Here is a 13,927-nt window from a genome sequence, read left to right on the forward strand (position 1 = left end):
CCGCGCGACGCAACGGCAGATCGGGTAAAACGTCGCTTGAAGCCTTGAGCGCCTGTACCGGGTGATGTGTCTGGCAACTTCCCTCAATGGAGGGAGCCGGGAACCTGCTGGTCGATTCCAATGTGAACACGGCATCGCGCGTGATGGATGCCCTGTGAGGCCAACCCCAGCTCGTCTTCTTTATCCTGCTTCACGAAGTCCGGCCGAAACGGGTGATAGAAGACAAGGATTATCCACGCACCTCGCCAGCCATCTTACTGAGGCGCGCGACGCAGATTGCGAAGCAGGGTCAGGTCCGTTGTGGCTTTGGCGGGACCGTTCGTCCCGATGCGGTCCGTGACCACAATTCGAAAGCGATCCTGGTCGAGGCTTGCAACCTTCATCTGCGCCGTCGTATCGCCGTAAAGAGGTTTCGGCCATTCGATCGTCAGGTCGAAATCCGCTCCTGTCTGTCGCCCGGTGAGACGGGCGGTTCCGACCCGCGAACCGGTATAGGTGCCGGTGACCTGGCCGGATCCGGGATCCCAAGCGAGATTGGCGCTGATGGAGCGTGAGATGATCAGATAGGCCCGGCACGTTCCCTGAAGGGACAGGCTGGTTGCGCCCCGCTCCAGGATGGTGAAGCGGCAGCGGACCTGATGGGATGTCGCATCGGGTCCTTCCAGGATGGTGCCGGAGCCCGAGAAGGAGCCGACATAGCGCTCGAGCGCAGTGGTTGCGGCGCCCGCAGTTCCAGCCAGGAGGCCGAGCAGGGGAATGACACTCCAAGGCAGCCGGCGGGAACGGTAATCCATCAATTCACCCGTTTGCATGTCGACCCGGCTGGGCCGTCTTCGATTATGCCCTCACTCTGTCGGCCGAAGGCCGTCCTGCGTCATAGCCTTCGGCCCGAGCAGGACTTCAATACCGCGCCGGTACGACGTGTCCCGCGTGCAAGCCTTCCTTGACGCCCTTGGGTCTGGGCTCCGCCTTCGGCACCTTCGGCAGGTCGACCTTGACCTTGCCGTAAGGGATTTGGCTGAGCATGTGCGAGATCAGGTTGAGCCGCGCCCGGCGCTTGTCGTCGGACGGGACGATGTGCCAGGGGCAAGCCCGCGTATCGGTGGCCTGCAGCATGTCCTGATAGGCGAGCGTGTAGTCCCACCAACGACGCACCGACTCGGTATCCATTGGGCTGAGCTTCCAATGCTTCATCGGATCCTCGATCCGGTCGGCGAAGCGTCGGCGCTGTTCGTCCTGGCTGACGTCGAGAAAGTACTTGAGCAGGATGATTCCGTTGTCGACGATTTCCTGCTCGAACGAGGGCACGAGGCGCATGAAACGTTCGTACTCGTCGTCGGTGCAGAAACCCATCACGCGTTCCACCCCGGCGCGGTTGTACCAGGAGCGGTCGAACAACGCGATTTCTCCGGCGGCTGGGAAATGCGCGATGTAACGTTGGATGTAGAGCTGGCTTTTCTCGCGCTCGGTCGGCGCCGGAAGGGCGATGTGTCTGAACACGCGCGGGCTCACGCGCTGAGTGATGCGGCTGATCACACCGCCCTTGCCGGCTGTGTCGCGGCCTTCGAATACCACGATGATCCGGGCGCCCGTTGCTTTGACCCAGGTTTGCAGGCGGACGAGTTCGACCTGGAGCTTTCTCAGCTCGCTTTCGAATTCCTTGCGCTTCATCGGCTCGGCAGCTTCGGCCTCCGCTCGCTTGGCTGTCATGGTGTCTTGTCTGCTCATTGCAGGCTCCTCTCAAATTTTGCGGCCTCGGCCGCATCACTGTGTCTTCGTTTGGCCATCCGCTTGGACTCTCGCTATCAATGGGCCGCGTCGCCACCACAGCGCCAGCAGGAACGATCCGAGCAGCTGCACGAGCCCATAGACGAGGACCGCAGCAGTGGCCGGTGTGCCGGGGAAGGCATCGGTCGTGATCACCAGGCCCAAGCCGACATTGCGGTTCGCGGTCGTGAGCGCCATTGCCTTGTGGTCTGCGCTGCTTTGCCCGCCCGCTATCCAGCCGGCTCCGATGCTGATGCTGAGCAGGACGAGCATGGCCAGGATTCCGCCGGGCCGCATGATCGCCATGATGTCTGAAAACTGGGATGTGATGATGAGCGCCAGCGCTGCCGCGTTGAGGACCTTGCCGAGCGCAACCGCAGGGCTGAGCCACCGCGCCGCCAGATCAGGCCGTCGATGGTGGATGGCGAGTCCGCAGCAGAGCGGCAGGAGCTGGATCACGACGATGGCCGTCAGCATCCCGAGCGGGTCGACCTGCAGGTCTGCTCCTCCGGTCATGAGAGGCAGGAGCAGGAAGAGGAGCAGCGGCGCCAGCATCACCGATGAACCGGCCAGGATCACCATCAGCCCGACCGATTTCGCCGTGGCTCCGCGGGCGAGGGCTGTCAGGGGGGGACCGTACGGAGCGCCCGGACAGATGGCGAGGATCAGGATTCCGGCCGCGACCAGCGGCTTCTCGCCCACGAGAAGAATGAGCGCCACGGCCGCCGCCGGGACGACCACGTAATTGGCGAGGCCCGCGCCAAGGAGCAACTGCCTGTCGGTCGCAGCATCGATCACGTCCGCCAGCCGGACGCTAAGTCCCGTGGCGAAGCTCATCTCGATCAGTGTGACGGCAACGAGAAGGCTGATCACCTGGTCCAAGTTCATGCAAGATCCCTCCATCATGCCGGGAGGAAACTCATCATTGCGCCGATTGCATCGCTTGGCTTGACGGTTCAGGACAGGTGCTTGACTGGATTGGACAGCGAGAGCGGATGGACCGCCGCACTTCAGCGAGAAGATATTCGACGATCATGCGCATGGCCGAGCGATCAGGCGCGCCCGTGGAAGCGGGCATGATGTTTTTTTGTCTCTTACGAACAAGCAGCTGCTGGCCTCATTGCGACATGAGTTTGCGCGCCAGCGCCAGCGCCGCGGCATCGGTGGAATCCCCCCGCGCCGTCGGCATCAGCTTTCCGGCTTTGATCGTGAGCTCGGTCATGACGGTGAGGATGCGCGTGTCCGACTCGACCACGCCCGCATCGGCGAAGTCCTTGCGAATCTTGCTGAGCACATCGCTGCGCGCCGGATCGACCGCATCCCTGGCGAGAGTGTCAGAATAGACGTCCGCATCGCGGCCGGTGAGCCCCAGCTTCTCGGCGGCCCACCGTCCGAGCAGCTTGTTGCGGAGGATCGTCTTCTGCACATCGTCGGAGCTGGACATTGGAAAGCCTCCGATTGCCGGTGTTTGAGCGCGTCTTTTGTCAATGGCTCAATAGCTGACGCGAGTTACGCCTCTGACGAAGTGGTCGATTGTGAGGCCATCTCTCGCCTGCACCATAGATTCCCGGTTTTCGACACGGCCTCCCGACGCCGATATCCGGCATAGTCAGGCGGCCATGGACTTTCTCAATAGCGCCGGCGGTAGGCTACGCGAGGAGCAGCATAGCGCGCGCCGTAATAGCGAGGCCCGTAATAGACGCGCCGCGGATAATAGCGAGGCCCGTAATAGACCGGACGCGCGTAATAGTAGCTGGGAGCATAATAGCCCGGCGAACCGTAATATCCGTAACCATAGGCCGGATAGCCATAACCGTAACCATAGCCGTATCCCGGATATCCGTAGCCATACCCATAGGCGGGGGCCGTTGCGGCGGCGGTGAGCAATCCGCCGAGGAGCGCCCCGCCAATGAATCCGGCAGCAACCGCGCCGCCGTTCCAGCCACCGTGCCGGTAGTAGCCGCCGTAATGGCCGCCACGCCAGTATTGTGCGTTTGCCGACCCGACGCTGCCGGTTACGATCAACGCGGCTGCGGCAAGTGTTGCGAGTTTCTTCATGACAGCCTCCAATGACAGGGTCCAAATCCCTGCTGCTTTCGGAGCGCCCCTATCTTCACGTTGTGTGGCTCATCGACATCTTACGATACCTGTCGCCGTCTGTCGTCTGACCATTCAACGTCGACATCGCGGCTACCGTTTCAACCGCGATTTCTGCGCCGAGCCGGATTTGTCGCTGTCTGCGGGAATGGTGTTGAGGCAAAGCCTGACCTGGTTTTCCTCGGTGTCGTGCATGGTCAGGCAGACCTCCGCTTCCTCCAGGCAATCGGCTGGATTGCCATAGCGCAGGCAAAGCTCCTCGCTTTGGGCGCGGATGGTGTCGATGATTCCGTAGACGAAGTTGCCGGCTCCGTCGGGCTTACGCGCCGGTTCCTGCGCCTGGGGCTTCGCGGGAGCTGGTCGCTTGGATGGCGCTCCGGTCGCCTTCGAGCCGTTCCCTTGCACCCGCTCGAGCGTGGCCTCGTTTGCCAAAGCCGCATTTGCCGAAAAAGAAAGGCCCAACCAAGCCACGGCTAAGAGGACCTGCGGGTTTCCAAACGCTCCCAGAAATGTCGCCATCGCTCTCCCCTGCGATTGTCCGGGAGATGGTTCGTGCGAGCAGGCCTCTCCCGGCTGAGAGACGGACCAATGCTGCAAACGCGATCGCAATCACATCGTGTTTTCGCAGGATTTCCGTCGCCCGATCCGAGCCAATGTACTTCGCTCGGGCCGTCGTGCTTGATCGGATGGGACACGGCGTTGACAGTTTTGGCTATGGGCTTGCCGCTGCAGGGATTCAAAGCCAATCATGCGCTGGCGCCAGTGCTCACGCAGGGTCTAGTTGCTGGCGACAAACACGGCGACGTACCGAGCCCCAAAGTGTCAAAGGATTGTCTCTATCGGTCAAGCATAGGATCGCGGCACGGCTAGAAAGAGTCTCGCAGGGCGGAGGAGGCCATGATGCTCGTCCTGGCGTGAGCCTCATCTGGCGTGTGTCGCCCGGCAGGGTTTGAAACGCCGCGTACTCAAAGAGACGGCTCGCCCGACTCGGGAAAGAGCAATTCATCTAAGCTCGGGGTCGTGATCGCCCGGGCTGGGGGCTCAGCGATAAGGAGCCGGCCATGCCATTTTCACTGACACGCAGGTCCATTCTCCAACAGGTTGGCGCAGCCGCGGCTTTCGCGGCCGGCAGCGGCGCCCTCCAAAACATCGCACGTGCGCAAACAACGGGCGGGGAGGATTATTGGGAGCTCGTCCGTCGCCAGTTCATCTTTCCAGAGAGCGCCGTTCCGATGAACTGCGCCAACCTGTGCCCGTCCTTCCAGTCCGTTACGGACAAGGTCGAGACGCTGACCCGGGTCGAGGATTATGACGTGTCCTTCAACAACCGGGCGCAATTCAACGACACTCTGAAGGCATCGCGAGCGAAGGTGGCAGCCCAGATCGGCGTAGAGCCGGAAGAGATTGCGCTCACCCGCAACACGTCTGAAGGCAACAGCATCATTACCAACGGCCTCAACTTCAAACCCGGCGACGAGATCGTGATCTGGGATCAGAACCACGTCACCAACAACGAGGCCTGGGACATCCGCGCCAGGCGCTTCGGCTTGAAGATCGTCCGGGTCTCGCTCCCGCGACTACCGGAGAGCGACGAACAGATCGTGGACCTGTTCGCCAAGGCCTGCACGAATCGCACGACGGTGCTCACGTTCACCGAGGTTTCCAACGTCAGCGGGCTGAAGCTGCCGGCGAAGAAGCTCGCCGCGATGGCGCGCGAACGAGGCATCTATTGCCACGTGGATGGTGCGCAGAGTTGGGGGGTGTTGGCTCTCGATCTTCATGACAAGGGCTGCGACTCACTCGCCGCCAGCGCCCATAAATGGTTCATGGGCCCGAAAGAGATCGGTATCCTCTACGTCCGCAATGGCCGAGCTCCGGACATCTGGCCCAACACCATCGGCTATACCGGCGACATCAAGGTCGAGCTTGACCTCAAGAACGCGCTGAAATTCGAAACGTTGGGTCAACGGGACGATGCCGCCGTCGCTGCCCTTGGCGAAACAGCCGACCTGCACGCACAGATCCGTCCCGAGCGGATTCAGGCGCGTATCACTGAACTGGCAAGTCTGTTGAAAGCGGGGTTGAAGGATGCGGGCGCAACGCTGGTCACGCCGGAATCTCCGGTAATGAGCGGCGGCGTCGTGGTCATCGAGGTCCCGAAGGACAACCAGAAAACCGTTGCCGATACCCTGTACACGAAGTTTGGCATCGCCGCTTCGACCAGCGGTGGATTGCGGCTGTGCCCACACATCTACAACACCCGCGCGCATATCCAGCGAGCCATCGACGGCGTCGCTTCGATGCGGGACCTGATCAAGGTTTAAGGCGAGAGATACGGGAGGAAGCAATGGCCAGAACCATGAAGGCAGCCGTGGTCCGTGAGTTCAAGAAGCCCTTGGTGATCGACGAAATTCCGGTCCCGGAGGTCGGTCCTGGCCAGATCCTCGTCAAGATCGAAGCATGCGGTGTGTGCCATACGGACCTGCATGCCGCAGACGGCGACTGGCCCGTGAAGCCGAGCCCGCCTTTCATCCCAGGCCATGAAGGCGTCGGCAGCGTTGTCGCCCTGGGTGCCGGCGTGACGGCGGTGAAGGAAGGGGATCGTGTCGGCGTGCCATGGCTGCATACGGCCTGTGGCCATTGCCGCCATTGCCTCGGCAGCTGGGAAACCCTGTGCGATGGACAGCAGAACACCGGCTACTCGGTCAATGGCGGCTTCGCCGAGTATGTTCTCGCCGACCCGAACTATGTCGGTCATCTGCCCGACCGTCTCGACTGGAACATGGCGGCGCCGATCCTTTGTGCGGGGGTCACGGTCTACAAGGGATTAAAGGAGACCGACACCAAGCCCGGCGACACGGTCGTGATCTCCGGCATCGGCGGCCTCGGCCATGTTGCCGTGCAATACGCGAAGGCGATGGGCCGCAACGTGATCGCCGTCGACATTTCCGACGAGAAGATGGCGCTTGCCCGCGAGATGGGTGCGGATGTCACGATCAACGCGAAGACGACGGACCCGGTCGCCGAGGTCAAGAAACTCTGCGGCGGCGCGCAGGGCGTACTCGTGACGGCCGTATCGCCTCAAGCCTTCAGCCAGGGGCTCGGCATGCTCGCGAAGGGAGGCACGATGTCTCTTGTCGGGCTTCCGCCCGGTTCGTTCGCGCTCGACATCTTCGAGACGGTCCTCATGCGTAAGACCATCCGTGGATCGATCGTCGGCACCCGGTTGGATCTCGCCGAATGCCTGCAATTCGCGGGCGAGGGCAAGGTGAAGGTTCATTACTCACTCGAGCCTCTGGAAGCGATCAACGACATCTTCGGCCGGATGCGTGAGAACAAAATCGACGGTCGTGTCGTGATGAAGATCTAGCTCTAGAGGACCGTCAATGTGGATTTTGATTTACATCTTCTCCTACTCGGTGAGCCCTGCCGCGACGAATGACAAGGCCGAATGGAGATTGCTGCCAACGGTCGAGTTTCAGGAGTTCACCAGCGAGGATCGATGCATAGCCGCAAAGGCAAAGATTGAGGATACGCTGAAGGAAGCAGGAACCAAGCTTAGAGGCGGCCTAGAAGACCTGAAACGGGCAGGCGCGGCGGACCCGGCGCAAATCATCATTGCCTATAACGTCGAGTGCCTGCCCAAATGATGAAACCGCAAGTGCGAAGGTGCGGTACTAGCTCCTGAGTTCGGGCTTGGTCTTCAATTCATGGCGCAAATAGCGGCGCCATCCCTCGCGGCGACGGGCCGCCACGGGCTCGTCGTACTCGCTCGGCAGCATGACTGGCACGAACAGGCAGACGCTCTGGGTCGGCAGGACCTCGCGCCATTGGGAGAGAAGCGTCTTGAAGGCTTTCCCCACGGGCCGGATGTTGCGGTCGAGATCGTAGAGCCCGCGCGGATTCACCTTTCCCCGCTGCTCACGGAGTGCGATGTCCCAATCGATCTGGTCGGTGAGCGAATACCAGGTGAAGCCCACGATGGGCACGCGGTTGTTGCGCACCCGCAGCACGTTGGCCCATTGCTTCCAGAGCCAATCGACGGCCTCGTCTCCCCCGTGGCCTTGGTCGAAATTGGTCTCGGTGTGCATGACGGGTAGACCGTATCGGTCGTGATACTGGCGCGTGATCTCGTCATATCCGAAAACCTCGCCGGCCGTCCGGATCTCGCCGCCTGCGCCCACCCGGTGCTCGTTGGAGTGATAGAAGTCGTTGCCCATGATGCAGTGGTGGCGCAGGGTGTTGTCGAGGAAGAAATGGTATTCCTCGCGCGTCATGCCGTTATCCAAAAGATACTCGTGCATATGCGAGTTGACCGGATATCCGTAGTTCAAGTCGAGTGAGAGGAACCGGCGGGCGTTGTAAAACTCCGCGGACTTGATCGCACTGGGGTTATCGGCATGGAAGTACTCGGTCGACTCGCTCTGAATGAAGATCGCGTCGGGGCGTTCTTCCAGAATGGCGTACATCGCCAGCACGTTCGCCTTGGCCATATGCTTGAGCGCGGTAACGAAGGCCCGGTCGCTCTTCAGCTGCTCGTTCCACCAGCCGAATGCTGCCGAGAACTGGGCGCAGATGAACATCTCGTTGACGGGCGTATAGAACTGGACCCACGGGTAGCGGTGCGCGAAGGCCCTGGCATATTCGGCAAAGAGCGCCGGGAAGTCCGGATTCTGGAAATCGCCGATCCAGTCCGGCACGCCGAAATGACACAGATCGACGATGGGAATCACATCGTGTTCCCTTAGCCACGCGAATGTCAGGTCCGAGAATTCCCAGTCGTAGCGGCCTGGGCCGAGGAAGGTCTTGTGTATCGGGGGGCCGTACCGCAGGAAGCGGATGTTCAGATCCTCCAGCAGTTCGAAGTCGCGCTGCCATTGCTGATAATGGCCGCATTCCTCCATCTGATCCCGGCGCACGCGGCCGTTCTGGATCGTGGGATAGCTGTTCTCGATGCCCGTCGCGAACAGGAAGAGGGTGACCCGGGCCGGTTGGCGGTCGCCGTCGTTGCGCGAATGATCTCTCATGATGTCGCTCGTCCATTTCTCTGCCAGGGCTTGCGGGATTCTTGATCCGGGCCGTGGGGCGGCAGTGACGTGATCGATGGGATGCCGGGTAAGTCCGGCAGTCGACTGGCATCCTTCGTCCGTCGCGAGTCTCGCATCGCGTGCGCAGTTTGCTTGACCGAATAGGTCACTCGCTTGGCAGGTTGGGACAAGGGCCTTTCAGGGCAGCGGATATATTTCGCAAAACGGGCGCCTCATCCTCTGCAAGTCACGGGCAGCTGAGCCGGTGGGCATGTTGGCGATTCCATGGCCACAAATGCCAAGCGCTTGTCCCAAACAATCAAGCATGATCGTGCGACGTGATCACAATCCATCCGGCCTGACGCAGATTGCGCGGTTCGAAGCAGCATGTCGGGCATGAAGAGGGAGGATCCTGCAGCGGCGGGCCTACACGGCACCGTGCAGTGACCCCGTCGCGCCGGTGGCGGAAATTTTCCGATGCCGGATTTTGCAGGAGTGACTTCTGATGCGCCACGTCATCGCGCTTGCTCTCATCCCGGTCATTGTCACATCGCCGCTGCTCGCCGCTCCGGGCGTGACGACGAGCAGCGTCAATTTCCGCTCGGGGCCCGGTACGAATTATTCGACTATTCGAACCTTACCGGCCGGCACTGCCGTCGACATGGGCGAGTGCGAGGATTCCGGAAGCTGGTGCGCGGTCACCGTCAATGGGAAAAACGGCTTCGTCAGCGGACGCTATCTCGAAGAAAGTCAGGAGAAAGAAGGCTGGCCGCGCAGCTACGATGTCGGCCAGGGCCGCATGGTTCTTTTCCAGCCGCAATTCACCGAATGGACCGACTTCAAAACCATCGAGGCCCTGGTGGCGGCCCAATACCTGAAAACGCCTGACAGCAATCCGGTCTTCGGCGTGATCGGACTCAAGGGCGCGACCTCATACGATGACGAAGCCGATGAGATTGTCATCAGCGATATCACCGTCACCGACCTGAACTTCTCCAGTCTCGGCCGCGACGATCTGAAGGCACTTGCGGTTGAGACCGGCAAGATCCTGCCGACGGGGCCGATCACCGTGGCAGAAACGCGCGTGACCGCAAGCCTCGCCGAGCAGAAGCGCATGACCGACGTGACGGGGCTCAAGGCCGATCCGCCGCAGATTGTAGTGTCGAAGACGCCCGCGATCCTGGTGCAGACCGATGGCGAGGCCGCCTTTGCTCCCGTGAAGGGCAAGCAGGGTCTGAGCTTCCTGGTCAACACCAACTGGGATCTTTTCAAGGTGGATGAGGGCGGCGCTCTCTATCTGCGCGACGACACGCATTGGCTGACCGCGAGCGCGATCGGCGGTCCGTGGACGCCCGTCACCGAACTGCCGGCGCTATTGAAGGAACTGCCCGACGACGACAACTGGGCCGATGCCCGCGCCGCCATGCCGCCCGAAGCCTATGAGGGTGGCGTGGTTCCGAAGGTGATCACCACGGACAATCCTGCGGAGATGCTGCTGTTCAACGGCGAGCCCAAGCTCGAGGATGTTCCCAAGACCTCGCTTCAATGGGCTTCCAACACCGAGGCCGATGTGTTCTTCGACAAGGCCGGGAAGCAATGGTACGTGCTTCTGGCGGGACGCTGGTTCCGCGCAGCCTCGCTCGAAGGCCCGTGGACATTCGCCACGCCCGATCTGCCCGACGATTTCCGAAACATTCCCGAAGACGCGCCGTACTATGCCGTGCGCTCCTCAGTGCCTGGCACGTCGGAGGCCGCCGAGGCGCGGCTCAAGGCCAGCATTCCGACGACTGCGCGCGTCAAGGAGGGTTCCATCACGCCTGTGGTGGCCTATGCGGGCGATGCTCAATTCGCGCCCATCGAGACGACCGATTTGTCTTACGCGACGAACACGAGCGCCACCGTCATCAAGGTCGGGGCGCAATACTTCCTGCTTCAGGATGGCGTCTGGTTCGTGTCCGACAATCCGAACGGACCCTGGCAGCTCGCCCGCGCGGTGCCTGATGCCATCTATGCGATCCCGCCATCCTCGCCGCTGTACAACGTCACCTACGTTCGTGTGTACGACACCGAGCCCGACGCGGTCTGGTACGGCTACACCCCGGGTTACCTGTACGGGTTCCTGGCCTGGGGCACCTATGTCTACGGCACCGGCTGGCGTTATCCGCCCTACTGGTACAGCTGGCCCGGCTACGGCTATCCGATCTATTACCCGCGGCCGCTGACCTGGGGTCTCGCGGCCTATTACAACCCGCTCCGGGGCGCATATGGCCGCTACGGCTACGCCTACGGGCCCTATCGCGGCATCGCGGGGGTGCGGGCCTGGAATCCGGTGACCGGCGCCTATGGCCGGGCAGGCGCGGCCTGGGGACCGCGCGGATCGGCGGGCTTCGTCGGAGCCTATAATCCTCGCACGGACGGGGCAGGATACATTGCCGGCGGGCGCAACGTGTATGGCGCGTGGAAATCGGCTGGCGTCAGCCGCGGATCCGAATGGGCGCGGGTGACGGCCCGATCGACGGCGGCCGGCGGCGACGCGCTTCGCTGGAACACCTCGAACGGACAGGGCTTCATCCGCGAAGGCCGCCGCGGCGACGTCTATGCGGGGCGGGACGGCAATGTCTATCGCAACACCGGCGATGGGTGGCAGCGCTGGAATGGCGGCTGGCAGGATGTGTCCCGGCCGGAATCACGAGACCTTCTCCAAGGCGGCGAGGGACGCGAGCGGCTGCAGGAGCGTGCCGGTGGTGGCGAGGGACTTCGAGGGCTTGCGGGAGCAGGCGCGGCCGGTGCGGCCGGAGCCGCACTCGGCCAGCGGCTGTCGGGTGGAAACAACCGGACGCCCGCGCGGGATCGCGTCGAAGGCGGGGCCAATCGGGGTGAGAGGGCACAGCAGCGTCCATCTGCCCAGCAGCGTCCATCGGCATCGACGCGTCCGGCCGGTCAGGAACGGGCAAGGGCCGAACAGCGGCCTGCCTCGCAGCAACGTCCGGCGACAAGGGACCGCCAAACCGCGCAGCAGCGCCCGGCGGCGAAGCCCCGCCCCGCCGCGCAAAGGCCTGCCCAGCGCCCGGCATCTGCGCAGTCTCTGCCGTCGAACCTGGGACGTGACTACCAGGCGCGCAACCTCGGAAACCAGCGTCACATCGCCAACCGGCAGGCTTACCGGCCACCGCCGCAATTCTCCCGCTCGTCGGGATCCTTCTCGCCCCAACGCAGCTTCGCGCCGCGAGGTGGTGGTGGCGGATTCAGGGGTGGCGGCGGACGGCGTCGTTAGAGCATTGGTTTGAGAAATAGTCAGCGGGTCTGCAGAGGCTGGCATTTCCATCCGACCCGAAGATGCTGGAATCCTCGGCATCTTCGGGTTTTGTTTTCAAGATCGTCACGCAATGATCGATCCTGATGCGAGCGCATAACAACAACCCGCTTTGCCTCTCGCGCCGGCTCCCATGGTCAACAGCGATGCTCGTCCTAGAATCCGCAAGCTGTGGCAGTCGTCATTGAATTGGAGGAGAGCGATGGAAACTGATGAATTGCATCGTGGCCGGTTGATCGATCATATCCAACTCGTCGTCCGCGATCTGTCGGCCAGCCGCCGATTCTACGAGGCGGTGTTTCAGGTGCTCGGTATTCCTCTAGGCGGCAGCGCCGACGATTACTTCTGGGCCGACGAGCTCTTCATCTCCACAGCCGATAGCGATGCCGCCGAGGGTAAGCTGACCGGACGCCATCATCTCGCCTTCCAGGCGCGCGACCGCGCGATGGTCGACGCGTTCTATCGCGCAGCTCTCGACAATGGCGGCACGGATAATGGCGGACCCGGCGAGCGTTCTTATCATCCCGGCTATTATGCCGCCTTCGTGCTCGATCCCGACGGCAACAACATCGAGGCTGTCTATCACGGTCCGTCCGAGCGAAGCGCGCCCTCGGTCCGCATCACGTTTTAGAAAACGTTACTCCATCGGATTGCAGCGTTCTTGCTGATGCACGTGGTGCGTCGCAGATGTCGCAGTTCGTGATCGCCGAGATGGCAACCGCGTCATGAAAGGGCGCGTCTATCGTAGCTCCGGCAGAAAGTTGCCCTATCCCGTTTAGTTCTTGACGATCGAAGCACCCGTATGGTTCGCTTCAGCTTCGTTTAGCCTCGAAACTGTCTCAAAAGCGAAAGTTCGGGCCATGGATCAGATGCTTTCCCCGCGGCAGCAGGAGATCATCGGGATCGCGCGCCTCCAGGGACGCGTCAACGTGGACGAGCTGGCTTCCCGGCTCGATGTGACCCAGCAGACCATCCGCAAGGATCTGAACGATCTCTGCGAACAGCGCCTGATGACCCGCGTTCATGGCGGAGCCGTCATCGCCTCGGGCGTTGAGAACGTGGCTTACGAGGCACGGCGCCTTATCGCTCAGGCCGAGAAGCAGGCCATCGGCGCGGCGACTGCCAAGCTCATTCCCAACAACAGCTCACTCTTCATCAATATCGGCACGACCACGGAGGAAGTGGCGCGCGCGCTCCAAGATCACGAGGGGCTGCTCGTCATCACCAACAACCTCAATGTGGCGACCATTCTTTACCGCCATCCCAGGATCGAAGTCATCATGACCGGCGGGCCGGTGCGGCGCGCGGACGGAGCCGTGATCGGTGGCGCGGCTGTCGATTTCGTGCGCCAGTTCAAGGTGGATTACGCAGTGATCGGCACCTCGGCCATCGACGAGGACGGCTCGCTGCTCGACTTCGACGTGCGCGAGGTTCGCGTGTCACGGGCGATTATCGACAATGCCCGGAAAGTCGTTCTCGTGGCCGATCATCTCAAGGCGGAGCGTTCCGCGCCCGTGCGCATCGGACATCTGAGGGAGATCGACATCTTCGTCACCGACACGCTCGCATCGGCACAATTGCGGGATATCTGCGAGACGTCGCAGATCCAGGTCGTCGAGGTGGGGAGCTTTGGCGAATAGGCTGTCGTTTGTCGGAATGTCGACGTAAGAAAGATTATAATATTATACTTTCGCCCTAGAGCAATGAATCCCCCTTTTGCAAC

The 13,927-nt window shown here is 61.9% G+C and carries 13 protein-coding genes; 6 read left to right on the forward strand and 7 right to left on the reverse strand.

Features of this window, described 5'->3' with window-relative positions:
* Positions 1-254 precede the first annotated feature (254 nt).
* From MJ639_RS05275 to MJ639_RS05300, 6 genes are all read right to left on the reverse strand, one after another.
* A complete protein-coding gene (locus tag MJ639_RS05275) occupies positions 255-794 on the reverse strand; it encodes a hypothetical protein (RefSeq protein ID WP_243369238.1) in 540 nt (179 codons plus the stop codon).
* 106 nt (positions 795-900) lie between these two features.
* Positions 901-1,728: a polyphosphate kinase 2 gene (gene ppk2, locus MJ639_RS05280; RefSeq protein ID WP_243369240.1), complete on the reverse strand. Its 828-nt coding sequence runs from the start codon at positions 1,726-1,728 to the stop codon at positions 901-903.
* 36 nt (positions 1,729-1,764) lie between these two features.
* Entirely contained in the window at positions 1,765-2,655 is an 891-nt protein-coding gene (locus MJ639_RS05285; protein WP_243369242.1) for a bile acid:sodium symporter family protein, read from the reverse strand.
* Between the two features lie 229 nt (positions 2,656-2,884).
* Complete coding sequence (locus tag MJ639_RS05290) at positions 2,885-3,211, reverse strand: ATPase inhibitor subunit zeta (protein ID WP_243369244.1); 327 nt, start codon at positions 3,209-3,211, stop codon at positions 2,885-2,887.
* 185 nt (positions 3,212-3,396) lie between these two features.
* A complete protein-coding gene (locus MJ639_RS05295) occupies positions 3,397-3,825 on the reverse strand; it encodes a hypothetical protein (protein ID WP_243369246.1) in 429 nt (142 codons plus the stop codon).
* Between the two features lie 132 nt (positions 3,826-3,957).
* On the reverse strand, positions 3,958-4,383 hold the full coding sequence (locus MJ639_RS05300; protein WP_243369248.1) for a hypothetical protein: 426 nt from the start codon (positions 4,381-4,383) through the stop codon (positions 3,958-3,960).
* A gap of 542 nt (positions 4,384-4,925) precedes the next feature.
* Here MJ639_RS05300 and MJ639_RS05305 point away from each other — a divergent pair.
* From MJ639_RS05305 to MJ639_RS05315, 3 genes are read left to right on the forward strand one after another with little or no spacing between them, the layout of a single operon-like run.
* Positions 4,926-6,188, forward strand: coding sequence for an aminotransferase class V-fold PLP-dependent enzyme (locus MJ639_RS05305; protein ID WP_243369250.1), 1,263 nt, complete (start codon positions 4,926-4,928; stop codon positions 6,186-6,188).
* Between the two features lie 23 nt (positions 6,189-6,211).
* On the forward strand, positions 6,212-7,234 hold the full coding sequence (adhP, locus tag MJ639_RS05310) for an alcohol dehydrogenase AdhP (RefSeq protein ID WP_243369251.1): 1,023 nt from the start codon (positions 6,212-6,214) through the stop codon (positions 7,232-7,234).
* Positions 7,235-7,250: 16 nt separating this feature from the next.
* The gene (locus tag MJ639_RS05315; protein WP_243369252.1) at positions 7,251-7,514 is read left to right on the forward strand and encodes a hypothetical protein; all 264 of its coding nucleotides are present in this window, start codon (positions 7,251-7,253) and stop codon (positions 7,512-7,514) included.
* A 27-nt stretch (positions 7,515-7,541) separates the two neighbouring features.
* Here MJ639_RS05315 and MJ639_RS05320 read toward each other — a convergent pair whose 3' ends face one another.
* The gene (locus MJ639_RS05320; RefSeq protein WP_243369253.1) at positions 7,542-8,891 is read right to left on the reverse strand and encodes a family 1 glycosylhydrolase; all 1,350 of its coding nucleotides are present in this window, start codon (positions 8,889-8,891) and stop codon (positions 7,542-7,544) included.
* A 505-nt stretch (positions 8,892-9,396) separates the two neighbouring features.
* On the opposite strand from MJ639_RS05320, the gene MJ639_RS05325 reads away from it, so the two are divergent.
* The 3 genes from MJ639_RS05325 to MJ639_RS05335 all read left to right on the forward strand — a co-directional run bounded on the left by MJ639_RS05325 (position 9,397) and on the right by MJ639_RS05335 (position 13,844).
* Positions 9,397-12,165 carry an SH3 domain-containing protein gene (locus tag MJ639_RS05325; protein ID WP_243369254.1) on the forward strand — a complete coding sequence of 923 codons (2,769 nt, stop codon included), beginning with the start codon at positions 9,397-9,399 and terminating at the stop codon, positions 12,163-12,165.
* Positions 12,166-12,406: 241 nt separating this feature from the next.
* Positions 12,407-12,835, forward strand: a complete 429-nt coding sequence (locus tag MJ639_RS05330) for a VOC family protein (protein WP_243369255.1) — start codon at positions 12,407-12,409, stop codon at positions 12,833-12,835.
* 229 nt (positions 12,836-13,064) lie between these two features.
* Positions 13,065-13,844: a DeoR/GlpR family DNA-binding transcription regulator gene (locus MJ639_RS05335; RefSeq protein WP_243369256.1), complete on the forward strand. Its 780-nt coding sequence runs from the start codon at positions 13,065-13,067 to the stop codon at positions 13,842-13,844.
* The last annotated feature ends 83 nt before the right edge of the window (positions 13,845-13,927 follow it).

This window comes from Microvirga solisilvae, assembly GCF_022808595.1.
Taxonomy (GTDB): Bacteria; Pseudomonadota; Alphaproteobacteria; order Rhizobiales; family Beijerinckiaceae; genus Microvirga; species Microvirga solisilvae.